Source organism: Robertmurraya massiliosenegalensis JC6 (genome assembly GCF_000311725.1).
Lineage (GTDB): Bacteria > Bacillota > Bacilli > Bacillales > Cytobacillaceae > Robertmurraya > Robertmurraya massiliosenegalensis.
In genome coordinates this window covers 135,113-159,648 of record NZ_HE978517.1, presented here as the reverse complement: position 1 = coordinate 159,648, position 24,536 = coordinate 135,113, and the positions used below count along the sequence as shown (strand labels likewise).

The window sequence follows — 24,536 nt, the reverse complement described above, 5'->3', positions numbered from 1 at the left end:
CGATTGAAACACCTAAAAAATGTGTTTTTACTCTTTGGAGATTTGCTTCACAAAATCATTGAAGAAGAAGTCAATAAATTTATGGAAACAGGAGAGGTCTTATCTAAAACTAAAATAAGGGGAAAGTTGAGCGATATGCTTGAACAGTCGTTTAGAGAGTCCCAAAATGATTTAAACCTGTGGTACAAAGATCCCAAAGCAAATACTATGCTTTATGAGATTTATTATGATGGTGGTTTAGGTGAGAATACTACTGAGTTTATTAAGCAAAGAATAGACAAGTGCGTTAGCGGATTTATCCATTCTAAAACAATTAATGAACTTATTATTAAAGGAAATGTGAAAATAATGGAGGCAGAAAAATTCCGCTCATTTTATGTGGATGGAGTTAGAGTTGTTCTTTCAGCCGATCTTATATATCATGACCAAGATAATGATGTATGGGGAATTGTCGATTGGAAGTCAGGAAAGCAGACACAGCATGACGCACTACAGCTTTCCCTATATGCAATGTATCTCGAAAATACATATGGAGCAAAATTACAAGACATCCTGGTGAGTAATGAATTCTTAGAAAGTGGTACAAGCAAATCATATGTTATAGATACATACGAAACTGATAATCTACGAGATTTAATTCTACAAAGTGCAAAGAGAATGGCTGAGTTAGAAGAGAACTTACATAAATCTGACACAGAAGTAATGGAACTGTTTCACAAGACGGAGAACAAAGAGCGATGTGATACATGCAACTTTAAAGCTATTTGCTTGGATGAACAAAAGGATATACATATTAACAATTTCTTACGTGGCATTGGGAGAAAAAAGGGGGAGAGAATGGTGAAAGAGAGAGATATTATTATGATGCGAGAATTTGTACGAAGTGGTATGCCAGTTGACGAAAGGGTGGTAGAATTTTTGGAAGAAAGTCCCTATGAAACTGAGGATAGCTATAGAGCAAAATTGGAACGAATGTCAGAGTTTATGGAGTATTAGTCAAAACCCAACTTTCTCAAAATGGATACACTATGGATAATATCATATTGCACAATCTCCGAGAATGGGGCTAAGATCGAATCGATAGCGTGTGCGAATTAGTGTGGCAGGAAGGTTGATGCCATTTTGCTGAATCCATTCAATAGGGAAACTATTACGGTCGGCGTGATAGTAATAGTAATGCACTTTCTCAGCAGGAACGAAAAATGTCTGGTAATCATGTGATCGGAAGTTGATCACAAAGCCTGCAATAATGCCAGATTGTTTATTGTGAAGGAAGAGGGTGTCAATCTGATATTGATTGATGTTTGCAAATGGAAGGGACTTTTGCTTCGTGGTTTTGAGTTCGAATAGAAAAATGATGGGGTAACTGTAGTGCCTAACTTTTAGGGTCACTTCAACATTCTAAGGTTTTATTTTACAGATTTAGGCTCGAAAATCTACTTTTCGTGCATCCCCTGTTATAGTTTATTGTTACTTTTTTACGGCATGGATGTAATGAATTGTTTCGAAGGCAGATAAGTAGTCTGTGCGATTAACAAAAAATTGATTATTAATAGAATCTGGTGACAAGTGTTCATAAATTAGTAACCCCGAGTTTTCTAACAATTTCTCTATTTCATTATAAGAAAAGCATGATTTCATTGGCTCTCCACTAGTTGAAGCCATTTGAACCATATTTTGAACTCGATTAGACGTTCCTTTTTCTTCAAAAAGTTTGTCATCCGCATAATCAAAAACGATAGAACTTCCTGATGGAACATAGGTAAACAATTCTTTGAAAAGATTGGCGTTTTCCTCTTTTGTTAAATAGTAGGAAACACCTAAAAGACTAAAGAAAGTTTTATTTTTTGGAATAAAACCTTCTTTAACAAGATTTTGAATAGCAAATTCTTTAGTGAAGTCCATTGGGACGAAGTGAAGATTTTCTGGGATTTGATATTCTGCATCTACCAACCTTCTCTTTTTAAAGCTTTGTGTGGTTGGATAATCGACTTCAAATATTTTTAAGCTGTCGTTTAATTGGGTGTGACGAAAACAAAAAGTATCTAATCCAGCTCCTAAAATGACATATTGTTTAACACCAAGTATCATTTCTTGAAATAGAACATTTTCACAATAGACGGCACGAGCTAAAGGGGTTGGAGAAAGTTGAACTTGCGTTATCCATTTTAAAATTTCTTCTGGCTGATCTTTAAACTTCTTTGCGATTTCATGATTAAAGAAATGAATTCCTTTAATCATGTTTTCTCGAATATCTGAAAATTCCTTTTGAGTAATTAGATCTTTTGCAATAAAATCATCAAAAATTTTGGGTGTGTCATATTGACTATGGTATGCTCGACCAAAGGCTGATATTAAGGAAGTTAAACTTGATTCATTCTTCTTCATAAACTAATCCTCCCATATATAACAAAATAAGATTCCCCTGGCCAGGAGAATCTTATTATACACACAATTTTTTTAAATGTAAATTATAGCATAAATAAATTTTTTTGTCAAATAAAATGGATGATTTTTTCGGAAATGCAACCTGGATATTATTAAAACTATTATATTCCCCACTATTTTAGAATTTTAATTGTAATGAACAGTTTAAGTGCTCGCAAATTTTAATAAAAATGGAAAAATAGCTGTGAATGTATTACAATATAAATAGAACGCATGCTCCTATTTTGTGATTCGGATAATTAAAAGATGATAATGTATGCTACCTTTTTTCACAAACCCATATCCAGATGAGCTATTGTATTCAGCTATTGCACGTTTATCACTTTTTATAGTGGTAATCTTGATTGTAAAGATACGTTGTAAGAGTTGTTTGGTAGTTGTTCTGCAATACCGAGTGTAGAAATAGGTAGTTATTTTTCTATATTGGCAGAACAACTTGGTTCGCATTACATTATTGAAACACTTTTAGCTAATCATACAATTTATCCTTATTATACTATGTTCCTTTCAAAAGATAGGCAGCAAGAGATTATTCGGGATGTTGCTAATCATGGAAAAGGGCTCTATGCACGATTAGGAGTAGTTGCTGGGAGCATTTGTAGAAGGGATACACTGTATTATTGTATGTTATGTGCGACATAGAAGACTCAGTAAACGCTAGTCTTACTTTTAGCGCTGCACAATCGACTATATTAGCAATGAGTATATATTTTTTAACTTTAAATAAATCTCAAAATTGGAGTAAATTAAATGTAATAGGAACTGATGACCCATTCCAAAATCTAGATGATATTATGCTTATTCTTTTATATACGGCCTGTCTAATTAGTAGAGGATAGATAAATTCTGATTAGTACCCATGATTCGGGTTTTGCTAGGCTAACAGTTAGAAAAGTTGGATTATCCATCCAATTTTTCTCGTGTTTTTTATTTTAGGGAGCCAGAGAAAAAGCCTGAAAAAAGCAATGGGAAGGCAAGAAGAAAAGCAGGAGAAAATGCAGAAAAAGAAAAAATAGTAGACAAAGTTGTTGAAAACGACTTTGTCTACAGTCTGAAGAAGCTATTTGTAAATATCTTCTCTTTTAGTAGATTTTAATTAATTAGTGCCTTAAAAGATTTCTTTTTCCAAAAAAATCGGTGGTAAATAGATTGAGCCAAGAAATTGACTATGAACGCAACTGGATATGCGAGCCATATTCCGTCTATCCCAAGTCCAGTAAAATGTGACAAGGAGTATGCTACTGGAACTTCAATCACCAAAATACTTGTGATTGTAAAAATTGTTGGTAATAATACCGTACCTGTTGCTCTCATTGTTGCTGAAATTGCTTGAGTGTGACCCAAAATAACATAACTACAAAAAGAGATTATAATAAGATCTTTTGCAAGATTAATAGTATCGGAGTTGTCTAAGAAAATTCTTAAAACGGGATTTGGTATCAGGTAAAGAATGAGAATAAGAATACCACCAAGAAGATAATTGAGTGTAATGGCTATTTTTGTTATATGTTTAATGTTCGAAATATTTCCGGATCCCACTGCTTGTGCAACAAATACTGAAATGGCAATTGAAATACTCATCGCTGGTATTTGAACGTAGCTTGCAATTTGATTCACGATTCCGTATGCAGCCGTTGCATTGGATCCATAATCATTTACAAAAGTTATGACTGCAATTTCTGACAATGCGATTGAAATCATACTTATGCTGGTAGGAATGGCTAATTTCAGTAAGGCTTTCAATACCGAGCTTTTCAAGTGAAGATGTTTCAAAATAATAGAATCTAATTTGAGTACATGACTTTTTTTGTGTAAGTACACTAATAGAATCACGAATGTAATGAAATTGGATAATACAGAGGCGTAAGCAGCACCATTTAATGCCAATTCCGGTAAACCCAGCCAACCGAAAATAAGAATTGGAAGCAAGGCGATATTTAAGATAATACTAATTAATAAGAAATAAAAAGGTGTTTTTGAATCTCCAACACCTCTCATAAAGGTTGTATAGCACATATATAAGAAAGTAATAGGTAATGTAATAAATAAAATACGTGCATATTCTGTACTTGCAACCAGAATATTCTCAGGTGTTCCCATCCATTTTAGAATATCTTCTGTAAAGAACCCTCCGATTATGGCGACAACAATGGATATGATCATCGTAAATGCCAAAGTTACTCCAACGATTTCCTTCATTTTTGAGGTATTTCCACCACCGTACGTTTGCCCAACTAGAATGGAACTTCCAGATCCAATTCCGATTACAAAGGATATTAAAAAAAGAATAGAGGGAAGAATGCAGAAATAGCTGCCAAAGAATCTACTCCAAGTGTTTGTCCAACGACGATAATTCCAAATACTTGACCTAATGATTGCAAAACACTTGCAAAAATGACAGGTATAAGAAAGAGAATCATTGGTTTTGCTAAGACTTTAGTTTCATTTAATGATTTAGTCATTTCAAATAACTCCTAATAGGTTTAATTTCAAAAGAATTCCCCATTTTTTGAATCAAGATTTTGAAGTGAGGGAAAGACCAACGAGTATGAACATTTAAGTCATAACTCGTGAATTTTTATATAAAAAGTTATGATAAAATCTGATAATATAAACCAAATTGAGTATCATACCATAGCAGCTTGCTATGTTTACGTTTCGGGATACGTGTTTGTAAACCCCACTCAGGATACTGTTTTATAATTTGAACTTGATCACCAGTAGCAACAGCAATAAATGATATATATTGATCTTTTGTCATAGGATGATCGCTTGAAATAAACCATTCATTATCAATTTCTGTAATTGAAAGTTTTTCTTTGTCTGCTGCTTTCTTTGCTGCTAATCGTTCTAATTTTCTCCCACAGCAAGATAGGGTGATATTTCCAGTGGCTAATACAACATTATTACATGACGGACAGACAAAATAATTTGACTTTTTCATATTTCCTCCTACAAATTCATTCGACGATAATTCACCATCTAAAATATTTTCTATATTTACGCCCAATAGGGTAGATAAACTTGGTAATAGCGTGACATCTGGACAGCCATACCCACGCTCCCATTTTGAAATCGTTCGATCAGAAATGTTCATTTGATCAGCTAATTGTTTCTGTGTCAGCCCTTTTTCTTTCCGTAAATTATAAATTAACTCTCCAACTTTACGATTATCCATCTTTTTTTCCTCCTGCTCTATTTTCATCTTAGGGGTCTATATGGTTAGAATCAACAAACGCTCCGTAGAGTTAAACATAGATAGGTAGAGTGTACTTATTTTCCTTTTGAACGTGTTTTAATGACTGTAATCATTCGACTGTTTATAGCTATTATTGGTTTATGGATTCTTCCTCATATGGTTAACTACATGGAAATAAAAATTAGGATTTTTCAAAAGTAAAAGTTAATTGTGAAAGAGTATACTTATTGTAAGGGTCTTTAATTAGATAAGTTTCAAAACAGAACAGGAAATAGCTTGGCGACATTCCCACCGAATAACCCAGAGTACCATCATCGTTAAAGCAAGTTCTAAATTTTTTATGAGAATTTACTATTTTAGTGACTATGTAAATAAAGGGTGGGTATAGCTTTATCCCTTTGCTACGGAGTTGTTCCAATAATTAGAGGGCAAGGTTTCTACTCATTATCAGGACATCCACATGCCTATCTAAATGTTACTTATATGGGGGGGAATCTCCATTTGCAAAATTTTGTTTGAACGTACCAATCAAATTTCAGATTTTAAAGCTAAGACTAAAGATAAATAACCGCCTCTAATTGCTAAAGCATTATTTTCCTTTGACTTTTTGAAAAAGAGAACCTATAATAATCACTATATTTTTAAATGCTAAGGAGGATTATTAAAAAATGATACCTAGACTATGGACCCTATCTTTGAACAAGTAATTGAATACGTTCAAAGGCTCTGTTTGTGTACAGAGTAAACGGGATTAGTCTGTCCTTTTTTAATAATCTTCATTTCATATTTAAAAAAACATCCGCCCTATCCGAACAGTTTGTCCAACTTTTTGAAGGTGGTTCTTCATACTTCCAGGTTTATGCGGATGAAAATATGTAATGTTTAGAAAGGCGGATTGTTCTACCTTTCTTTATTTATGTCTAATTTTCCTCCCAAAGAAATTAAGTGGGTAGGTTTATTTGCAGACGGCTCCTGATAGCCCCAATAAGGATGGGCCTCTTTCCCTTTACTCGAAGAACACAAGCAGATGCTTGTGTTTTTTTTATTAATTGGAGGTCAGGAAAATGAAAAGTGAAAATTGGCTACGAAAATTTATTGCAATATATACCGGACAGTTCTTTTCAATAATAAGTAGTGCGGCTGTTCAATTTAGTATTATTTGGTGGCTAACTGATTCAACGGGTGGATCGCCACTTGTCCTGACGATGGCTGGTCTAGCTGGCTTTTTGACACAAGCATTAGTAGGTCCATTTGCAGGCACAATCACGGATCGTTACTCTCGAAAGTTGATGATGATTCTGGCAGACATGACTGTCGCTCTTGGAAGTCTCCTCTTATTTATAACAATGTATTTTAATGAGCCGAGTATTCCAATGGTGATCGTTATCTTAGTCATACGTTCTCTTGCAACTGCATTTCATATGCCGGCTATGCAAGCATCTATACCTTTACTTGCACCTGAAGAGCATCTTACAAAGATTGCAGGTTGGGGACAGACGATAAGCTCCATTTCTAATATTGCAGGACCAGCTCTTGGAATGTCTTTACTAGCAGTAAGCTCACTTGAATGGGTATTGTTGTTCGATGTTTTCGGTGCTGTTATCGCTAGTAGTATTTTATTATTTATTAACATTCCAAGTGTAGTAAAAACAGAAGAGCAAGTTTCTAGCAACATTATTACCGAAATGGAGCTAGGGTATCATGCAATTGTGAAGAGTCCTGTTGTGTTAAAGTTAACTATAACAATGACCGTAGTCGCTCTTCTTTATATTCCACTAGGCACGTACTTTCCGCTTATGACACGCAATTATTTTGAAAAAGGTGTCGTAGAAGCAGGAATTGTGGAGAGTGTTTTTGCAATTGGGTTAATAGTTGGAGGTTCACTAATAGGTGTGTTAGGAGATCGTTTTAATAAAGTGAGCATGATGGCAACAGGGATGTTATTGATGGGGGCAACTTTATTTATATCTGGCTTACTCTCACCATCATACTTCTATATTTTTATTGTGTTGGCCGGTTTAGTCGGGCTGTCGGGCCCATTTTTTTCAGCACCATTTTATGCTCTTATTCAGACAGAAGTTGAACCGCAACTACTTGGGAGAGTATTTAGTTTTGTGACCAGCCTCTCACTACTAGCAACTCCGATTGGGTATCTAGTAGCTGGAGTCTTAATTGAATTTACAAGTGTAGCCATTCTTTTTTCAGTGTCAGGTATATTAATTGTCATTAATTCAGTCATAACATGGAAGGCAAAATAGAGGGGGTTGGGAAATAGAGGATGGGAAAGTAAATGAATATACATGTAACTACTCGGAATACTCCCGCCAAAAAGTGCTTGAGAAAAGGCAACAACAAGAGCAAAATGATAAATATATAAAAGAGAAAACACGTCTGCTCAAAGCTGCAGAGGACAAAAATAAGAAGGGCGGATAGGCAATTCGTTTAGTGTTGTGTCAGCTATTTTTGTAGGAAGGTACAATATATTAGTTTTAGATGAACCAACAAACTTTGAAGATATTTTCTGTATTGAAGCATTGGAATGCTTTTTAAAAGGATATGAAAGAACAGTTCTTCTTGTATCGCATGACCGTCCTTTTGTTGAGAGTGTGGCTGATATGTGTATGCCATAGAAGTACAGAATTTAGTAATCACACTGTTAAGTAAAATATAATTAAACATTAAACCCGACTGATATAAGCATGAAAAGTCGGGGATAAGGTGATTTCTCCTGTTATGTTATAAGTGAAAGGAGTGGAATAAAGGATATGTTAAAAGGGATGAACGAGGCATTAAGCTATATTGAAGATCATTTGGATAGCCATATTGACTTAAAAGAAGTGGCAAAGAGAGCGTATTGTTCTGAGTTTCATTTCAAACGACTCTTTTCCCTTCTATCAGGTATCTCGATATCAGAGTATATTCGTAGACGGCGGTTAACAGTAGCGGCTCTGGAATTGAAGAAGCAGCATGTAAAAGTAATAGATATTGCAATCAAATATGGCTACCAATCTCCAGATGCCTTCTCCAGAGCTTTTCAGAGTTTTCATGGGGTCATTCCAACCTTAGCTAGGAATCCAGAGCAAATCTTGAAAGCACATCCAAGACTGTCCTTTCAATTAACCATTCAAGGAGGGATCGAGATGAAATATCGTATTGTTGAAAGAGAACCGTTTAAAGTCGTGGGGGTGAACTATGCAGTTGAGATGGTAAATGGCATTCTTTCACCAACTTATGAAGATATGATAGCAGGCATTAGTGATACCAGAATGAAAGAATTGGAGTACATCTCTAATAAGGAGCCCTATGGAATTGTTCATGTTTCAGTCAATTATTCGGAAAATATGGAGGGAAAGGCAAATTTCGATCAATATATAGGAGCAGTCACGACGAAGGAAGCAACGGATGAGTATTCAACGTTAGAAATTCCGGGCTATTTGTGGGCAATTTTTGAAGTAGATGGAGACTGGACGCAAGTGGAAGAACATTGGCAACGAATATATTCTGAGTGGCTACCTTCATCTTCGTATGAGCTCGCAGAAGGACCTGAAATGCTAGTTAGTAAAGACCAGAAGAGTGAGATTTGGGTAGCTATCAAGAAAAAAAGATTAATGTCTCAAAGGTAGATGACAACTAAGCAATATATCTTCATTTAGAGGTGGCTATATGAGATTAAAACATTTAAACTTAACTGTAAATGATGTTGATGCTTCAAGGCAGTTCTTAGAAACTTACTTTGGCATGACATGTGTTGGTAGCCGTGGACAAGGATTCTCTGCCATGTTTGATGATGATCAATTTGTACTAACCTTGATGAAAGGAAGGGATGTTCTGTATCCTAAGACCTTTCATATTGGATTTCCGCAAGAGAGTAGAGAAAAAGTTAATCAAATTAACAAACGTTTGAAAAATGATGGTTATGAGGTGGATTCTCCGATCGAATCTCATGGGTATACCTTCTATGTTCAAGCTCCAGGTGAAGAAAGCAGGAGTGCTCTTCTTAACGACATTATTGTTATTTAGTTTAGTGGGTTGTTCAGGAGGATCGTATGCAATAGGTATTGGAGAGGTTGAATTCTCACAGAATAGTGTTGTTGGAGAATATAAGAGCTTTTCAGGGAACTACTTCAAAAAAGGAACGATTGCAGACGGGGAAAACTATACGCTCAACCTTGAAGTCGATACTAAAAGTGGAGAATTAATGGCAAAGGTGATAAATTCTAATGGAGAAACACTCAAAACTTTAGAAAATGGGGATACTTATACGCTCAACGAAGTGGGTACTTATAAGCTGCATGTAGAAGGAGAAAAGCATAGAGGAGGTTTTACATGGTCTTGGGAGTATGCCTGTGAAAAAGAGATAGGGTAATCCCTATCTATTAGACGTATGGTACAGGATGTATATCCTATCCAAGATAGCGGCAGTAATAATTCCAACTGAATATCGAATGAGATCTATGGTGAGAAACCCTTTGCCGAGAATCAATCCTCCGACAACTGTACGACGTATCTGATTAATCCAGGAAGCTTGATACAATTGACTGAATTCAATGCAAAAGCAAAATAAGAAACTAATGACAACCGTTGTGAAAAGATTTTTCTGGATCAGAAGGAAGCGAAATCCAAAATAGATCATCATTGCCCATATCATATCTCCAGCGTTCTCGGCGACAAAAAGTGGAAGCAAGTGAGCAATTTTTCTGGATGCTAGTCCTAATATCATGCAGAGAATAGTGGCAACTATATAGATCAATCTTTTATTCTTTAGTGTTGGGTAAGTTGTTTTGACTAAAGTCATGTGGGATCACTCTTTATAATGGAAATGGGTATCGGTTTCATCTTACCATGAGATAGGCGGTTCATTAAACTTCCACCTCTTATATACATACGTACATTATTCACCCACCAGCATATGATATTCCATCAAACTTGAGAAAGGTGGTTAGTAGATGTACGTTCGTCCTTTTATTTATCCGTTGCATCCCTATTATAGATACAACATGATGAGACACCATGGTTATAGGACTTGGCCCAATGCTACAGAAGATACTGAGAGGTGGTTTAGTTTGCCGACAACGAAAAAAAGCATGAAGTTAAAGGATTATGGCAAACAACCATTTGTTGTAAATATTAATGAAGCTACCAAACAAAATAAGACGTATCGAACTGCCATATGGACAGGAACTCATTTGCAGGTGACATTGATGAGTATTGCTGTGGGTGAGGATATTGGATTAGAAATGCATCCTCATGTCGATCAATTTTTGCGTATCGAACAAGGGCAGGGGGTTGTACAAATGGGGAAAAGTAAAGATCATTTAAGCTTCGAAAGAAAAGTGAATGATGATTTTGCGATGATGATCCCTGCTGGAACATGGCATAACGTAACGAACACTGGGGGCGTCCCTCTTAAACTATACTCCATTTACGCACCACCTAATCATCCATTTGGCACTGTTCATCGAACAAAAGTAGAAGCAGAACGTCTGTTTTGATATGGAACTGAAACCTTTTGAAGCTTCATCCCGTTTTAATGACGGGTATTTTTTATTGCTTTTTTATAGGAAAATAGGTCATTTATCTATATAGTTATGAACATAAAGAAGATCCTGTCATCAAAGAGCACAGATGAACAGGAATCATGATAACCTTATTGATAAAGTGAATGAGGAGAGGAGAGATGAAATGGAGGGGCTTCAAAGAATGTTAGATAGCATTACGTATATCGAGAGTCATCTAGAGGATGAGCTTTCTATTGATAACATTGCTGAAATTGCCTGTATGTCGAAATTTCACTTCCAGCGGATGTTCAGCATGTTAACAGGTTTTTCTGTAAGTGAATATATTCGAAATCGCCGTATTACAGTGGCTACACAAGAGTTGATTCAATCCAATTGTAAGGTCATTGATATTGCGATGAAGTACGGATATGAAAGTCCTGAAGCTTTTACGAAAGCCTTTCGAAGAATTCACGGGATAAGTCCTTCTGTTGCCAAGAAAAACAGTCAATTCTTGAAAGCCTATCCTAAACTCTCCTTTCAAATTCAATTAAAGGGTGATGTGGAAATGGAGTACAAATTGGTAGAAAAAGAGCGTTTTAAGGTTGTCGGAAAAAGCATTCAAACAAGTACGATTGGTGGCGAGAATAATCGAAGAATTGCAGCCTATTGGCAAGAGGCGAATCAGAATGGATTTGCCAAAGAGTTAGCTCAACATGGTGGCCCGCTTGGACTCATGGGAATTTGTTTGGAGTTTGATAAACAGCAAGAGAATTTAACGTATTTAATCGCTGCAGAAAAAATGAATGAAAATGTCCCTTCTGATTGGGAAGAAAGGGAGATTCCTGCTGCAACCTGGGCTGTCTTCCCAGTACATGGTGCCATGCCGGATGCGATGCCAAAAGTTTGGGGGCGGATTTTCTCTGAGTGGTTTCCTGCAACAGGGTATGAGCATGCGGAAGGACCAGAGATGGAAGTGTACGTAAGCGATGGAGATCCTTCTTCAGAAGAATATTATAGTGAGATCTGGATCCCAGTGAAAAAGTAACTAAGACAATACTATTCCGAAGGTGTTTTCATTCGACAAACCTTCGGATTTTTTATGTACAAATCATTGGATGGGCAGACATAGTTTGTATTAGTTTGATACAATTATTTTGGTAGAAAGAAGTATATAAGGAGTTTTTCATCATGAAACCAACGAGATTAACGAAAATCATTTTGGTCATTCTTGGAATGATCGGAATGGCCTGTCTTATTTATTATTATGTTCAAGGAAATGAGGACGAGCATGTAAAGGGTGAACAGACGAAAATGGAGCAATCCAAATACCCTGGAGTCGATATTATCACCGATACGTTCGAAGAAGAGACGTATCATAAAGCCGTTCATTATCCAAAATTCAAGGAACAAGTTTTAAATACTGAAATGAGTAAGTATGTTTCAAAAATGGAACAAAACTTTTATGAGGAATTAGATAAACATGATGTGGATCTTTTAAAGGAACGCCCTGCTCAGTTTTATTTAACGTTTGATATATATCCTGTTACAGACGGGATTTACTCCATCGTATTTTATGAGGAAGCTTATTTTGGAGGTGCAAATGCGCGACTAAATAACAAAGTATTTCTCGTGGATTTAAAGAACAAACGATATATTAAACAAACCGAGATCATCGATGATACGAAAGAAAGCAGGGAAAAGATCTATAATCTTTTACTCAACGCATTTAAGGAGTCTAAAGAATATGGTTCTTTTCTAAATGAAGAATATTTAAAAGAATGGATTGAAAATAAAGATCATGACTTCTCCAATATGTTTTTAACGAAGGAGTCGGTTGTGTTTAAATTTGATAAGTATGAAGTGACAGCAGGTGCAGCTGGAATGCCAGAAATTGCTTTACCTTTTAAAGAAGTAAGAGAGATCCTTTCTGCTGAGTGGGTAGATAAATTAAATGCACAAGATAGCAGTGACGAAAATGAAGAAGCTGAACGAGATGAGCAAAAGGTGAAAGAGGAAGAAAAAGAGATAGAACCAGCAAAAGATACATCCTCTAAAGAGAAAAGAGTGGCTCTAACCTTTGATGATGGTCCACACCCTAAGAATACGATGAAAATTTTGGAGTTGCTAAAGAAGCACGATGCTAAAGCTACTTTTTTCATGCTAGGTAGTAGAGTTGACTTCTACCCTGCTATTGCCAAGGAGATAGCTGAAAATGGTCATGAATTAGGAAATCATACGTGGAATCATAAGGATTTAACAACACTTAGTTCGGAAATGATAAAACAGGAAGTAGAAGAGACAAGCGCAATCATCTTACAGGCAACAGGTCAAGAGCCAACAGTCATGCGACCACCCTATGGTGCCACAAATAAAGAGGTAGAATCTGTTGTCAATTTACCGTCCATCTTATGGACAGTCGATACATTGGATTGGAAAACCCATGATCCACAAGCGGTGTTAGAAGAAGTCAAAAAGAATGTTCGAGATGGTTCGATCATCCTCATGCATGATATACATGAAACAACAGTTAAAGCGGTAGAGCTTGTGTTAGACTATTTGGAGGAAAATGGTTACACATGTGTAACGGTTTCTCAAATTCTATAATTCTTCTTCGTTTTTATCGAGGAGGCTTGCTTGTTTATGACAATGAAAAAAACGATCTGCAGTTGAAGGGGTAAACCGTATTGAAATGGCGTTATATAACTCGTTGGATGTTGGATAGACCACATAAGATCGGTACGCTCTTGAATCAATATAAAGTGGAAAAAACATTAGGATTAGGTGCATATGGAATCATTTATTTGTGCACAGAAACTGGAACGGATAAGCCATATGTAGTGAAACAATTGCGACCGAGTAAAAGGAAAAAAGAGCGAGAAAGGGAACGATTTAAGAGAGAAACTCAATTCTTGAGGAATATCGATCATCCCTCGATTCCTGCACTCGTCGATGAATTTATGATCGAGGGCGGGTTGTATTATGTGATGGAATATGTTGAGGGAGATAATTTAGAAGAACTTTTATTTCTTTATGATCAAGAGTATACGGAATTAGAAGCTTTGAGTATGATGAAGCAACTCCTTTCAATCATAAGTAGCCTTCATCAACAACGCATTTTTCACACAGATATTAGGCCGCCAAACGTGATTATTTGCCAGGAAAAAGTGCATTTACTTGATTTTGGGCTGGCTATTCAAGTAGATGGGGACAATGAGAACGAAATGAATCATTATCGACAAGATGATTACTACGACTTTGGACAGATGATTTTGTTTTTGTTGTATTCTCAATTTCATGGGAAGAGGAGTAGGAAGCTGACATGGTTAGATGAATTGACCTTGCATCCTGCCACGGTTCATCTTCTGAAGAAATTGTTGGGAATTTCCGAACCATACAGCAATATGCGGGAAATAGAAGAAGATTTGCAGAGTGCGATAGCCTTTTTTCAAGGAGAGCCATCATAAAAAAAATCTTGTACGTGAATGTACAAGATTTTTTCGTGTTTATTTAACTGCTGCTATGCTTTCGGCGCTTATAATAATGACTGCCACCGTAAGGATTGCGCTTTCTATGATCGGAACTACTATAGCTGTGGCTTTTGTATTTTCGGTAGCCTCTTCTGTCACTGCTGCTATATTTTTTATAGCTTCTATGACGACGGCTATGACTATGGCTTCCCGAGAATTGTTGTATTTTCTTCATGAATTTTTTAAACACGATATCACCACCTCTGTGTTACATATTTATTTGAGTCGATTTCAAATTTAAAAAACGAACAGTTCTAGCATTATTCATTCAAGCCCAACCTAAAATTCAAAAATGCATTCGTTTTGAAGTTTATTCATTTTATCAAACTATGCAAAAGGAACACCAAAATTCATTAAAAAATAATATGATTGTAATACAGTTGTGTTTAATCCACCAGACCTTGCTTAAAAGCGTAACTTGTTAATTGGACGCGATTTTCTAAATGGAGTTTACTTAATATATTTTTGAGATGGCTTTTGACCGTATTTTCAGAGATAAAAAGTGTTTTTGAAATTTCTTTATTGGATAAGCCTTTGGCGACTAGTTGTAATAGTTCTAATTCCCTCGTCGACAATGGAATATTTTCCTTTGAGATCGATTTTCTTTGCGGAAACTCTTTCAGGATTTGAAAGGCGATTTCCTTTGACATTGGGACTTCATCAAGGGCAAATGCTCTTAAATGCTCGACCCATGTTTCAGATTGAATGTTTTTAAGAAGGTATCCTTGAGCACCTTTTTTCAAGGCATCAAATAAGTCGGTAATATCATCGGAAACGGTAATCATGACAATTTTGACAGATGGAAACCTGAGTTTGATTTGTTTCGTCGCTTCTAGTCCGTCCATTACAGGCATTTTTATATCCATGAGGATATAATATCAGGCAGCAATTCTTCTGTCAATTGTAAGGCCTCTGCCCCATTCTTCGCTTCACCAATAATAAGGAAGTTTTCAAACTCTTCGAGGATTTCTCGAATGCCTTCTCTTGCGTGGGCATGATCATCAACGATAAGTATTCGAAAAGGTTGCATTATGTCCGCTCCTTTTTTAAGGCTATAATCGTTTCATTTTCCATTCTTTTGATTGAAAATTCCCAGCCCATATCCAGGGCCCTGTTTTGAATGATTTGCAGACCGTACCCTTTATTCGATTGAGAGGTTTCATCTGTAAACCCAATCCCTTGGTCCTTAATTTCGCAACTCCAACCATTTTGATCTTCATTAGCCTGTATCCAAATTTGTTCGGTTTTGGCATGCTTAATGACATTGATAACCGATTCTTTTATACATGCAAACAATTCTACTTTCTCTTTCGGTGATAAACGGTTCTCTTGGATATTCCATTGAAGGTGAATATCGATTAAATGATGTTCTTTAATTTCGGCGATATATTGGTAAAGAGTTTCAGTCCAGTTGAATGGTTCATTATTCGGTAAATATCTTAGGTTTGTAATCGCTTGGCGGGTATCTTCATGAACATGCTGTAAGGTTTGTTTGATTTTTTGAAAATCAAGATCCTCTTCTAGTGCATTCCTTTTCCCAAATTTATTCATTTTTACAGACAACAGAAAGAGTGACTGGGCAATTCCATCATGAAGTTCCCTCGCTAACTTCTCTCTCTCGATAAGTGCTGCTTTTTTCGTCTTTTCTATTCGTAATTCCTCTTGCATTCTTTCTAGAATTGTAAAAAGATGACGTAAAAATACGAATGTAATGATAAAAACCAATAGCGGAGACAAATAATTTCCCATTTCCATAGAGATATGAGAGAGAAGAAATTCGTGACGAATGTATTCCCATAAAGCGATCGTTACAGTCGGAGTGATTAAAATAAGCCACTTAATATGGTTATATTTCAAGCTTTCACCTTTTTTCTATCTAAAATGGTGTTTCTATTTTATCACCTATTTATACGTTTTTAATGATTATAATAAAAAATCACTCTTTCGAGGTATTATTTAATCTTGTATTTATATTTATAATAGCATCTAGTACGACTAGAAAACGAATTGTTCTTTGGGAGGTAATATTTTGAAACGGATAGTTATGACAATAGTAGTGCTGTTTCTTGCAGCAATAGGATCGAATAATGCTTTTGCTCATTCGCATTTAGAAGGGTCCAATCCAGCAGATGGAGAAGTGATAACAGAAGCGTTAAGTGAAATTGTTCTAGATTTTGATGGTGAAATTGAACAAGGGAGCTTTATAGATGTCACAACAGCGGATGGACAAGCGGTTGAATTACAAGAGACGGCAATCGTTGAAAACACACTAACTGCGACCGTTGCTGAACCATTTGCAAATGGTGAATACGAAGTAAGTTGGAGTATTATTAGTGCAGACGGTCACGCATTAGAAGGGGAGTTTTCATTTGCTGTGGATGCGCCGGTTTCTGAAAGTACAGAAGAACCTTCAGTAACGTCGGAAGAAAATGATGAAGTGGAAACATCTGAACAGACGACGGAGAATCAAGAATTAGGAGCGTCTGACAATGATGCTGAAGAAGAATCATCATCCGTGACGATCATTTTTGTTGTTCTCATTCTTGTTTTAGCAGCAGGCGGAGTAGTCTATTTTTCTAGAAGAAAGAAATAGTAGATGGAAATGATCACGATCATTAGTCAGGTACTTCTGTACTTGTGTTTCTCGCTTTTAGCAGGGAGCTTTATTTTGCTGCTTGTTCCAAACGAGCATCGCCCTGATATAAGGATTAAAAAATCATCTTTATTTATTAGTGCAGTGGGAGTACCGATTTTTTCATTTGTTCCAATTCTTGAACTTGCGTTGTATCTGGCTCCACGCTTAGGCTTAGTGGAGTCGTTTAAAATGGTGTTAACGAGCTTTACGGTTGGAACAGCTTGGAATTTTACGCTGCTTGGTTCGATTGTATTTGTCCTGTTAATCTTGTTTGCGAAACCAGAAGAACAAGGGATATTTGCTTTGCTAGGAATCGTCCTAACCTTTGGGTTGATTTTAACAGTGGCATGGTCAAGCCATGCTGGCACTGTAAATCTTGTTTTGGGAATCACCAGTGACTTTATCCATTTAACTGCGGTTAGTAGTTGGGTTGGGATTATCCTCGTTATTGGCTGGAGTTCACTCAATGATAAAAATTGGCTCAAGTTTTTAAGATGGTTTTTAATAGTGGCAATGGGCTGTTTCGTTATCACAGCGATTAGTGGTTTGCTCCTCACAACGATTATGGTAGATGATTATACGGATTCTTGGAGAGTTTCGTACGGACAAGGACTATTAATCAAACACCTATTTTTAGTGCCACTGGTTTTTTATGCTTTTGTGAATGGGGTTATCGTGAAGTCTCTTATATTAAAAGATGCTACGTTTAGACCTATTCCTTGGGTTCGCGTAGAAGGCATGATCTTAATGGTGATTTTTACAGTAACAGCTATTTTTTCACAAGCGTCACCACCACATGGTAACTATATGACGAATGAAGGAGTATCACCCTTATTCAGCCTTTTCCACGAGGATATGATTGATGCCAGTAGCATCGTTACTTTTGCGTGGAATCTAAATACGCTTTACTTTCTTATCCTATCCATTATTTTGCTAGGATTGATGGGCTGGACATTTTACAAAAAAGGATCCATTTTGGTTTCTTTTCTTTTGAGTTGCTTCTTTGTGATAAGTAGTTACTTGATGTTAATGGTATCGGTAGTTGTGCGTTAAAAAGACTGGATCCTTTGGGGATTCAGTCTTTTTAGGATATGCAATACCCATCTGTCTATCTAATTTTCTCTAATATGCTTACCCGATATCTTTTGAAAATAAAATAAGCAACAAGATATATAAGGATGGAAAAAACAAAAATGTTTGTGACAGCACCAATTAGAAATGAAAAACCACGAGAATGGCTACCTGTTACTCCTTCAATCGTATGCTGAAGAGCATTGATATAATCGACTTCCTCAAGGCCATCTACTTTTGGTTGCCTGTCTAATAGTAGACTACCGATTTTATAATTAAAAAGAAAAAGCAATGGCCAAATAGGCGTTCCGATGACTCCGCCAACTAATGCGGCCACCTCATTTGAACGTGTTAGCTTTGCTAAACTGACGGAAAGCACAGGACCTAAGCCGAAAGTAGGGAACCAACTTGGCAAGAAGCCCATAGTAAGTCCTGCTGCTACCTGATGAGGACTTTCCTTCAGGCGAAACAAGCGGATAAAATAATATTTAATTCTGCGTTTTATCTTCATCTATTGATCCCCTTCACAACAACTCAACCAAACCATTTTTAAAGAATCATATCTATAACTTTACATCTTCCTTTAAATTCTTACTACAAATTTCACTCTCATGTTGTCGGAAAATTTTATCTTTCAAAATAAAGGGGTTGCGAAAGTTTATTTATGTACATATAATGTATATATAGTATATATACATTATATAATATTAAAGTGAGTGATTAGTCATAGAAGGGGTCAAAAGTTACTGATAAAAAACTCAAAAAGAGGGATTGGCATGAAAATCATTATCTCCAATAGTTCGAAGGAGCCAATATATGAACAAATTACGAGCCAAATTAAAGCATCCATTTTAGCTGGCGAGCTACAGGAAGGAACAACTATACCTTCCATGCGAAAACTTGCACAGGATTTGCAAATTAGTGTGATCACGACAAAACGTGCTTATGAGGAATTGGAGAAAGAAGGTTTCATCTATTCGATTGTCGGAAAAGGGTCTTTTGTTGCTGAGCAAAATTTGGAGGTTATAAGAGAAAAAAAGTTGAAAGCGATTGAAGAGCAAATGAAGGCCGTGATCATAAATAGCAGAGAAATTGGCTTATCACTGGAGGACCTACAACAATTATTGAACATTTTATATGAGGAGTGAATTGATGGAGAATGTGGTTGAACTAAAAACTGTAACGAAGCAATTTAAAGGTTTTTCCGTTGAGGATATTGATTTAGAAGTGAAGCAAGGCTTTGTTACTGGATTCATTGGAGCAAATGGGGCTGGGAAGTCGACCACGATAAAAATGATCATGAATTTATTAAAACCTGATTCTGGTGAAGTGAAGCTTTTTGGATTGGATTACAAGACTCATGAGAAGGAAATTAAGGAACGGATAGGCTTCGTATATGATGGGAATGTATTTTATGAGGGACTAAATTTAAAAGACATTAAGCGAATCGTAGCACCAGCATACAAACGATGGGATGACCACTTATTTAAACAATATGTTGAACAATTTGAGTTACCGCTTCATAAAGCGATCAAAACATTTTCAAAAGGGATGCAAATGAAGGCATCTTTAGCGATCGCTTTGTCCCATCATGCAGAGTTAATTATTATGGATGAGCCGACAGCAGGGTTCAAGAATTAATGATTGATGATCACCGCACCATCTTCTTTTCTACACATATCACAACTGATTTAGATCGCATCGCCGACTATATCGCCTTTATACAAGATGGAAAAATGGTGTTTAATCAATCGATCCACGATGTTGCGGAAAATTATGCTCTTGTTAAAGGTGGCATCGATCTTCTTGATCGAGATACAGAAAAAGCCTTTGTCCATATTCATCGTGCATCGACAGGATTTGAAGCATTAACAGATAATGTGAAAGCAGTGGAAGACATCTTTGGAAATACGGTTGTGGTTGAACAGGCTTCGCTTGAAGATATTATGTATTACATGAAAGGTGGCGTATATCGTGTTTAACTTAATTAAGCGTGATCTCATCCTACAGAAAAAACAACTATTATTCTTTATCCCTTTTATTTTAGTATTTATCATGATGGATAAACATCCTGCACTAACATTTCTTGTCGCAAGCATTTTTATTCCTTTCAACGCATATGCTTACGATGAAAAAGCAGAGTCCAATATATTATTAAATTCCTTGCCCTATACACGTACAGAAATTATTGCATCACGCTACCTTGGTGCGATCGTGTATATGATAAGTGCTTGTGGATTGACAAGTCTTACCTTATTTCTTTTCAATAAATCTTTTACAATGACAGATATGGCCATTGGCAGCGGTTTGTTTTTAATGTTTGCAGCGTTTAGCTTTCCGTTATTTTATATTCTTAAACCAGGCTATATTACTACCGTCTTAATTATTAGTTTTCTCGTATTAACTGCAGTTGGACCCACGATTGCAACGTTTTTAGCTGAACACTTAACAGCAATAACTGATTTTATTGTGAGTTTATCCGTACCAGTACTATACAGTGGAACAGCTCTCCTGATCATCGTACTGTATGCTGCTTCATGGGGAGTTAGCACGACGATTTATCAGAGGAAAGTATTTTAGGAGCCTGAATTTATGTCGAATTTATCAGTTCTTAATCTGAAGATGTACAGCTCAGTACAATCTTCGGATTATTTTTTTTGGAAACAAGGACTTAGTTTCTCTATGTAGTAGCTCTTGTAAGAAGAGTAGTTTTTTGACAAATAATGGTTGTTGGAATATAATTCAACTATTCAATAAAACACTTGAATGATTGGTGGGTAATATGCAGAACGAGAGGACTTTAAAGGATTTATTGTATCAAGAATTTGCAAGAATAGGTAAAAGTCTTTCTAGTCCAAAAAGGTTAGAAATTCTCGATATTTTATCTCAAGGGCCAAAATCTGTGGAAGCTTTATCAAAAGCAACTACGATGTCAGTGGCGAACGTGTCTCAACACTTACAAACCCTTTCAAATTCTCGATTGGTAAAGTTCCAGAAGCAGGGGAATTATGTGATCTATGAATTAGCGGACACCGCTATTTCGGACTTTTTAGCATCCTTACATACATTGTCAGAAAAACAGTTTGTAGAGGTACAGCAAATAAAGCAAGAGTTTTTAAATGCTAACCTTGGTATGGATGGAATTTCTCTTGAAGCTCTTAAGGAACGGATGGAGAATGGTGAAGTTTTACTGTTAGATGTTCGTCCGAAAGAAGAATATGACGTAGCACATATTCCCGGAGCCATTTCAATGCCAATGGAAGATTTGAAAGAAAAATTAGCTTCTTTACCGTCAAACTGTGATGTGGTTGCTTATTGCAGAGGACCTTACTGCTTGATGTCTGTAGAAGCAGTTGAACTATTGAAGGCTCACGGCTTGAATGCTTTTCGGTTTGAAAAAAGTGTCCATGATTGGAATCAATTTGAGAGCCAATTAAGGATAATAAAAGATTAATAGGGGAGGTGTTAACGTGTCTAGTGAATCCAAAGATGTGTCTCAAACTTATATAGAGCACCCTGAGAAAATCAAAAAACTGTATAAACGTACGTTAATCATCGTTGTGATTTCGCAAATATTTGGTGGAGCTGGATTAGCTGCTGGTATAACGGTCGGGGCCTTGTTGGCGCAAGAGATGCTTGGGACAGATGCGGTTGCTGGTCTACCAGTTGCTTTGTTTACGTTAGGATCGGCAGGAGCAGCATTATTTGTAGGAAGACTTTCTCAACATTTTGGTCGTCGTACAGGTCTCGCGACAGGCTTTATAATTGGTGGTCTTGGAGCGATTGGAGTAGTGTTTTCTGCGGTATTCAATAATCCGTTTCTTTTATTTGCATCCCTATTCATTTATGGTGCTGGGACTGCGACGAATTTACAAGCGCGATATGCTGGAACGGATTTAGCAAAGTCTAAGCAAAGGGCAACAGCTGTAAGTATAGCGTTGGTGTCGACAACATTTGGTGCAGTTGCAGGCCCAAATTTAGTAAATGTGATGGGAGATTTTGCTCTTTCAATTGGAGTTCCTTCCTTGGCAGGTCCTTTTATTTTATCGGCAGCAGCATTTATCCTGGCCGGTCTTGTCTTTTTGATATTACTTCGTCCTGATCCATTGCTAATCGCAAGAACAATCGAAGCAGCCAAACAAACGCAGAATGAAAAAGGAATGTCAGGAACTACGAATCAAGAGGAGAACAAAAGAGGTGTTATCGTCGGTGCTACGATTATGGTACTTACACATATTGTCATGGTTGCAATAATGACGATGACACCAGTACATATGAGTGATCATGGCCATGGGTTGGGCGCCGTCGGACTTGTGATTGGATTTCATATAGGAGCCATGTATCTTCCTTCATTGGTGACGGGAGTTCTAGTTGATAAGCTTAGGCGTATAACGATGGCTATTGCTTCTGGGGCAACATTGCTTTTATCAGGTCTTGTTGCAGCGCTTGCACCAGGTGATTCTATGATTCTTCTCATTCTTGCCCTTTCTTTACTTGGCCTAGGGTGGAATTTTGGCTTAATCAGTGGAACGGCTTTGATTATAGATTCAACGAATCCTTCGACACGGGCAAAAACCCAAGGTGCAGTAGATGTTTTAATTGCTCTATCAGGGGCTTCAGGTGGTGCCCTTTCTGGAATGGTCGTTGCAGGCTCAAGTTATCAAGTATTGTCATTAGCTGGTGGGATTTTATCCTTAGCCCTCATACCAGTCGTGATCTGGTCACGTAAAGAAAGGGCAGCGGAAATGACTCAATCGTAAAAATCGGATAAGGATTGTTGTATAGAACACAAAATTCTATAAACAATGGAGATAGGGTCTTGTTTATCATCTCCATTGTTTGAATCTTATGCTATAGTAAGCTTTAGAAAGTATGAAAGGAGATGTTGGTTTATGTTTAACAAGCAAAACTTGGAGATTGTACCAAATGGGGAGGTATGTGCAAAATAAATTTAAGCATAGCACCTCCCAAAAGTTGCATCTAAACTTTAGGAGGAAATGAAAATGAATCATATTAATTTGAAAAATTTAGGACTTACTGATCGATTTATTCAGGAGTCTAAACAATATATAAATCTCTACATTGGTCGGGTTTCGTCTCAATATAAAAATGCATATAAGGTAATCACAGAAAATGGTGAGATTAAAGCTGAGATAACTGGAAAATTTCATTATAATGTAAACGGTTTTTCTGAATTTCCTGCTGTTGGTGACTTTGTCATGGTTGACCGTACGGATACATCCGAAGGAAACGGGATCATTCATCATGTGTTAACACGGAAAAGCGTTTTTGCAAGAAAAGTAGCTGGTTCAAAGGAAGATTTGCAAGTGATCGCAACAAACATTGATACCGTGTTTATTTGTATGTCACTAAATAACGATTTTAATCTTCGTAGACTAGAACGCTATCTTTCTATCGCTTGGGATAGCGGAGCGGTTCCAGTAATTGTCTTGACAAAATCGGATCTCTGTACGGAAATCGAGCAAAGACTTAATGAAGTATCATCTATAGCTATCGGTGTAGAGGTCTATGTTACTTCAAGTGTTTCTGATGGTGGGTATCAATCATTAAAGGGATATTTTTCAAATGGACAGACTGTTGCCTTTATTGGTTCATCTGGTGTTGGAAAATCAACTTTAATTAATCGTTTTCTTGGTCAAAATGTATTAGATACAAGTGAAACTAGAAACGATGATAAAGGGAGACATACTACGACAAGAAGAGAGCTAATCATGCTCCCCGATTCTGGTGTTGTGATTGATACTCCCGGTATGCGTGAACTTGGGATCATAAGTGCTGATTTATCAAAATCGTTTGCAGATATTGAAGAATTGGCAACGGAGTGTAAATTCAATGACTGTTCTCACACGAATGAACCTAAGTGTGCCGTTCAGATGGCCATTAAGGATGGAAGTTTGTCCTTCGAAAGATTAGAAAGTTATCGAAAATTAATAAAGGAAACAAAGTATGAAGGCTTGAATTCTAGGATGATAGAAAGAGAAAAGCTAAATGAGATGTTTAAAGAAATGGGCGGCATGAAAAGTGCAAAAAAGTTTCTAAAAGAACAAAAAAAGAAAAAGCGTAGATAGCTAGCTTAGACTGGATCCAATCAGGATTCAGTCTTTTTTTCGCTCTCCCAATCTAACTTTTCAAATCTT

At 36.6% G+C, this 24,536-nt stretch carries 23 protein-coding genes and 4 pseudogenes; 18 read left to right on the top strand and 9 right to left on the bottom strand.

Annotation, left to right across the window (positions count from 1 at the left end):
• On the top strand, window positions 1-996 hold a 996-nt coding region (locus BMSHG_RS21630; RefSeq protein WP_019156560.1), incomplete at its 5' end, for a PD-(D/E)XK nuclease family protein.
• Window positions 997-1,038: 42 nt separating this feature from the next.
• Here BMSHG_RS21630 and BMSHG_RS29490 read toward each other — a convergent pair.
• The 5 genes and pseudogenes from BMSHG_RS29490 to BMSHG_RS27875 form a co-directional block, all read right to left on the bottom strand.
• Entirely contained in the window at window positions 1,039-1,392 is a 354-nt protein-coding gene (locus tag BMSHG_RS29490) for a Holliday junction resolvase RecU (RefSeq protein ID WP_083879411.1), read from the bottom strand.
• Window positions 1,393-1,470: 78 nt separating this feature from the next.
• The gene (locus tag BMSHG_RS21625) at window positions 1,471-2,388 is read right to left on the bottom strand and encodes a class I SAM-dependent methyltransferase (protein ID WP_019156559.1); all 918 of its coding nucleotides are present in this window, start codon (window positions 2,386-2,388) and stop codon (window positions 1,471-1,473) included.
• A gap of 1,152 nt (window positions 2,389-3,540) precedes the next feature.
• Window positions 3,541-4,910: pseudogene (locus tag BMSHG_RS26640) on the bottom strand (MATE family efflux transporter).
• Window positions 4,911-5,038: 128 nt separating this feature from the next.
• The gene (locus tag BMSHG_RS21605; RefSeq protein ID WP_019156555.1) at window positions 5,039-5,626 is read right to left on the bottom strand and encodes a helix-turn-helix domain-containing protein; all 588 of its coding nucleotides are present in this window, start codon (window positions 5,624-5,626) and stop codon (window positions 5,039-5,041) included.
• A gap of 202 nt (window positions 5,627-5,828) precedes the next feature.
• Window positions 5,829-6,068 (bottom strand): annotated as a pseudogene (locus tag BMSHG_RS27875) (CatA-like O-acetyltransferase); the annotation flags it as partial.
• Window positions 6,069-6,711: 643 nt separating this feature from the next.
• On the opposite strand from BMSHG_RS27875, the gene BMSHG_RS21600 reads away from it, so the two are divergent.
• The 5 genes from BMSHG_RS21600 to BMSHG_RS21580 all read left to right on the top strand — a co-directional run bounded on the left by BMSHG_RS21600 (window position 6,712) and on the right by BMSHG_RS21580 (window position 10,013).
• Window positions 6,712-7,905 carry an MFS transporter gene (locus BMSHG_RS21600; protein WP_019156554.1) on the top strand — a complete coding sequence of 398 codons (1,194 nt, stop codon included), beginning with the start codon at window positions 6,712-6,714 and terminating at the stop codon, window positions 7,903-7,905.
• A gap of 13 nt (window positions 7,906-7,918) precedes the next feature.
• The gene (locus tag BMSHG_RS29425) at window positions 7,919-8,080 is read left to right on the top strand and encodes a hypothetical protein (RefSeq protein ID WP_316245682.1); all 162 of its coding nucleotides are present in this window, start codon (window positions 7,919-7,921) and stop codon (window positions 8,078-8,080) included.
• Between the two features lie 332 nt (window positions 8,081-8,412).
• The gene (locus tag BMSHG_RS21590) at window positions 8,413-9,270 is read left to right on the top strand and encodes an AraC family transcriptional regulator (protein ID WP_019156552.1); all 858 of its coding nucleotides are present in this window, start codon (window positions 8,413-8,415) and stop codon (window positions 9,268-9,270) included.
• A 40-nt stretch (window positions 9,271-9,310) separates the two neighbouring features.
• Window positions 9,311-9,667 carry a VOC family protein gene (locus BMSHG_RS21585; RefSeq protein ID WP_019156551.1) on the top strand — a complete coding sequence of 119 codons (357 nt, stop codon included), beginning with the start codon at window positions 9,311-9,313 and terminating at the stop codon, window positions 9,665-9,667.
• Entirely contained in the window at window positions 9,606-10,013 is a 408-nt protein-coding gene (locus BMSHG_RS21580) for a hypothetical protein (protein WP_161601805.1), read from the top strand. The genes BMSHG_RS21585 and BMSHG_RS21580 overlap by 62 nt, the downstream gene beginning before the upstream one ends.
• Before the next feature lie 3 nt (window positions 10,014-10,016).
• On the opposite strand, the gene BMSHG_RS21575 is transcribed toward BMSHG_RS21580, so the two are convergent.
• Complete coding sequence (locus BMSHG_RS21575) at window positions 10,017-10,442, bottom strand: ribosomal maturation YjgA family protein (RefSeq protein ID WP_019156549.1); 426 nt, start codon at window positions 10,440-10,442, stop codon at window positions 10,017-10,019.
• 151 nt (window positions 10,443-10,593) lie between these two features.
• Here BMSHG_RS21575 and BMSHG_RS21570 point away from each other — a divergent pair, with 151 nt between their 5' ends.
• The 4 genes from BMSHG_RS21570 (at window position 10,594) to BMSHG_RS21555 (ending at window position 14,609) form a co-directional block, all read left to right on the top strand.
• Window positions 10,594-11,139: a cupin domain-containing protein gene (locus BMSHG_RS21570; protein ID WP_026073582.1), complete on the top strand. Its 546-nt coding sequence runs from the start codon at window positions 10,594-10,596 to the stop codon at window positions 11,137-11,139.
• A gap of 190 nt (window positions 11,140-11,329) precedes the next feature.
• The gene (locus tag BMSHG_RS21565) at window positions 11,330-12,190 is read left to right on the top strand and encodes an AraC family transcriptional regulator (RefSeq protein ID WP_019156547.1); all 861 of its coding nucleotides are present in this window, start codon (window positions 11,330-11,332) and stop codon (window positions 12,188-12,190) included.
• Window positions 12,191-12,333: 143 nt separating this feature from the next.
• Window positions 12,334-13,749, top strand: a complete 1,416-nt coding sequence (locus BMSHG_RS27230; protein ID WP_019156546.1) for a polysaccharide deacetylase family protein — start codon at window positions 12,334-12,336, stop codon at window positions 13,747-13,749.
• 80 nt (window positions 13,750-13,829) lie between these two features.
• Entirely contained in the window at window positions 13,830-14,609 is a 780-nt protein-coding gene (locus BMSHG_RS21555) for a serine/threonine protein kinase (RefSeq protein WP_019156545.1), read from the top strand.
• A gap of 449 nt (window positions 14,610-15,058) precedes the next feature.
• Here the strand turns inward: BMSHG_RS21555 and BMSHG_RS26630 are convergent.
• Both BMSHG_RS26630 and BMSHG_RS21545 read right to left on the bottom strand, forming a co-directional pair.
• A pseudogene (locus tag BMSHG_RS26630) lies at window positions 15,059-15,702 on the bottom strand (response regulator).
• A complete protein-coding gene (locus tag BMSHG_RS21545) occupies window positions 15,702-16,529 on the bottom strand; it encodes a sensor histidine kinase (protein ID WP_019156544.1) in 828 nt (275 codons plus the stop codon). The pseudogene BMSHG_RS26630 and the gene BMSHG_RS21545 overlap by 1 nt, the downstream one beginning before the upstream one ends.
• Window positions 16,530-16,701: 172 nt before the next feature.
• On the opposite strand from BMSHG_RS21545, the gene BMSHG_RS21540 reads away from it, so the two are divergent.
• Together BMSHG_RS21540 and BMSHG_RS21535 are read left to right on the top strand one after the other, a co-directional pair.
• On the top strand, window positions 16,702-17,265 hold the full coding sequence (locus tag BMSHG_RS21540) for a copper resistance CopC family protein (RefSeq protein ID WP_019156543.1): 564 nt from the start codon (window positions 16,702-16,704) through the stop codon (window positions 17,263-17,265).
• Window positions 17,266-17,268: 3 nt separating this feature from the next.
• Window positions 17,269-18,360, top strand: coding sequence for a copper resistance D family protein (locus BMSHG_RS21535; RefSeq protein WP_026073580.1), 1,092 nt, complete (start codon window positions 17,269-17,271; stop codon window positions 18,358-18,360).
• A gap of 55 nt (window positions 18,361-18,415) precedes the next feature.
• On the opposite strand, the gene BMSHG_RS21530 is transcribed toward BMSHG_RS21535, so the two are convergent.
• The gene (locus tag BMSHG_RS21530) at window positions 18,416-18,889 is read right to left on the bottom strand and encodes a DUF2062 domain-containing protein (protein WP_019156541.1); all 474 of its coding nucleotides are present in this window, start codon (window positions 18,887-18,889) and stop codon (window positions 18,416-18,418) included.
• Window positions 18,890-19,154: 265 nt separating this feature from the next.
• Between BMSHG_RS21530 and BMSHG_RS21525 the strand changes: the two genes are divergently transcribed.
• The 6 genes and pseudogenes from BMSHG_RS21525 (at window position 19,155) to rsgA (ending at window position 24,467) form a co-directional block, all read left to right on the top strand.
• Window positions 19,155-19,526, top strand: a complete 372-nt coding sequence (locus BMSHG_RS21525) for a GntR family transcriptional regulator (protein WP_019156540.1) — start codon at window positions 19,155-19,157, stop codon at window positions 19,524-19,526.
• 4 nt (window positions 19,527-19,530) lie between these two features.
• A pseudogene (locus tag BMSHG_RS26625) lies at window positions 19,531-20,360 on the top strand (ABC transporter ATP-binding protein).
• On the top strand, window positions 20,353-20,958 hold the full coding sequence (locus BMSHG_RS21515) for an ABC-2 transporter permease (protein WP_019156539.1): 606 nt from the start codon (window positions 20,353-20,355) through the stop codon (window positions 20,956-20,958). The pseudogene BMSHG_RS26625 and the gene BMSHG_RS21515 overlap by 8 nt, the downstream one beginning before the upstream one ends.
• 202 nt (window positions 20,959-21,160) lie before the next feature.
• Window positions 21,161-21,832: an ArsR/SmtB family transcription factor gene (locus BMSHG_RS21510; RefSeq protein WP_019156538.1), complete on the top strand. Its 672-nt coding sequence runs from the start codon at window positions 21,161-21,163 to the stop codon at window positions 21,830-21,832.
• Between the two features lie 16 nt (window positions 21,833-21,848).
• Window positions 21,849-23,138: an MFS transporter gene (locus BMSHG_RS21505; RefSeq protein WP_019156537.1), complete on the top strand. Its 1,290-nt coding sequence runs from the start codon at window positions 21,849-21,851 to the stop codon at window positions 23,136-23,138.
• Window positions 23,139-23,381: 243 nt separating this feature from the next.
• Complete coding sequence (rsgA, locus tag BMSHG_RS21500; protein ID WP_019156536.1) at window positions 23,382-24,467, top strand: ribosome small subunit-dependent GTPase A; 1,086 nt, start codon at window positions 23,382-23,384, stop codon at window positions 24,465-24,467.
• Window positions 24,468-24,536 lie beyond the last annotated feature (69 nt).

Excerpts from the sequence above, each read along its gene's own strand:
- BMSHG_RS21625 (WP_019156559.1), bottom strand. The coding sequence starts at position 2,388 with ATGAAGAAGAATGAATCAAGTTTAACTTCCTTAATATCAGCCTTTGGT.
- BMSHG_RS21605 (WP_019156555.1), bottom strand. The coding sequence starts at position 5,626 with ATGGATAATCGTAAAGTTGGAGAGTTAATTTATAATTTACGGAAAGAA.
- BMSHG_RS21600 (WP_019156554.1), top strand. The coding sequence starts at position 6,712 with ATGAAAAGTGAAAATTGGCTACGAAAATTTATTGCAATATATACCGGA.
- BMSHG_RS21590 (WP_019156552.1), top strand. The coding sequence starts at position 8,413 with ATGTTAAAAGGGATGAACGAGGCATTAAGCTATATTGAAGATCATTTG.
- BMSHG_RS21585 (WP_019156551.1), top strand. The coding sequence starts at position 9,311 with ATGAGATTAAAACATTTAAACTTAACTGTAAATGATGTTGATGCTTCA.
- BMSHG_RS21580 (WP_161601805.1), top strand. The coding sequence starts at position 9,606 with ATGTTCAAGCTCCAGGTGAAGAAAGCAGGAGTGCTCTTCTTAACGACA.
- BMSHG_RS21575 (WP_019156549.1), bottom strand. The coding sequence starts at position 10,442 with ATGACTTTAGTCAAAACAACTTACCCAACACTAAAGAATAAAAGATTG.
- BMSHG_RS21570 (WP_026073582.1), top strand. The coding sequence starts at position 10,594 with ATGTACGTTCGTCCTTTTATTTATCCGTTGCATCCCTATTATAGATAC.
- BMSHG_RS21565 (WP_019156547.1), top strand. The coding sequence starts at position 11,330 with ATGGAGGGGCTTCAAAGAATGTTAGATAGCATTACGTATATCGAGAGT.
- BMSHG_RS27230 (WP_019156546.1), top strand. The coding sequence starts at position 12,334 with ATGAAACCAACGAGATTAACGAAAATCATTTTGGTCATTCTTGGAATG.
- BMSHG_RS21535 (WP_026073580.1), top strand. The coding sequence starts at position 17,269 with ATGGAAATGATCACGATCATTAGTCAGGTACTTCTGTACTTGTGTTTC.
- BMSHG_RS21530 (WP_019156541.1), bottom strand. The coding sequence starts at position 18,889 with ATGAAGATAAAACGCAGAATTAAATATTATTTTATCCGCTTGTTTCGC.
- BMSHG_RS21525 (WP_019156540.1), top strand. The coding sequence starts at position 19,155 with ATGAAAATCATTATCTCCAATAGTTCGAAGGAGCCAATATATGAACAA.
- BMSHG_RS21510 (WP_019156538.1), top strand. The coding sequence starts at position 21,161 with ATGCAGAACGAGAGGACTTTAAAGGATTTATTGTATCAAGAATTTGCA.
- rsgA (WP_019156536.1), top strand. The coding sequence starts at position 23,382 with ATGAATCATATTAATTTGAAAAATTTAGGACTTACTGATCGATTTATT.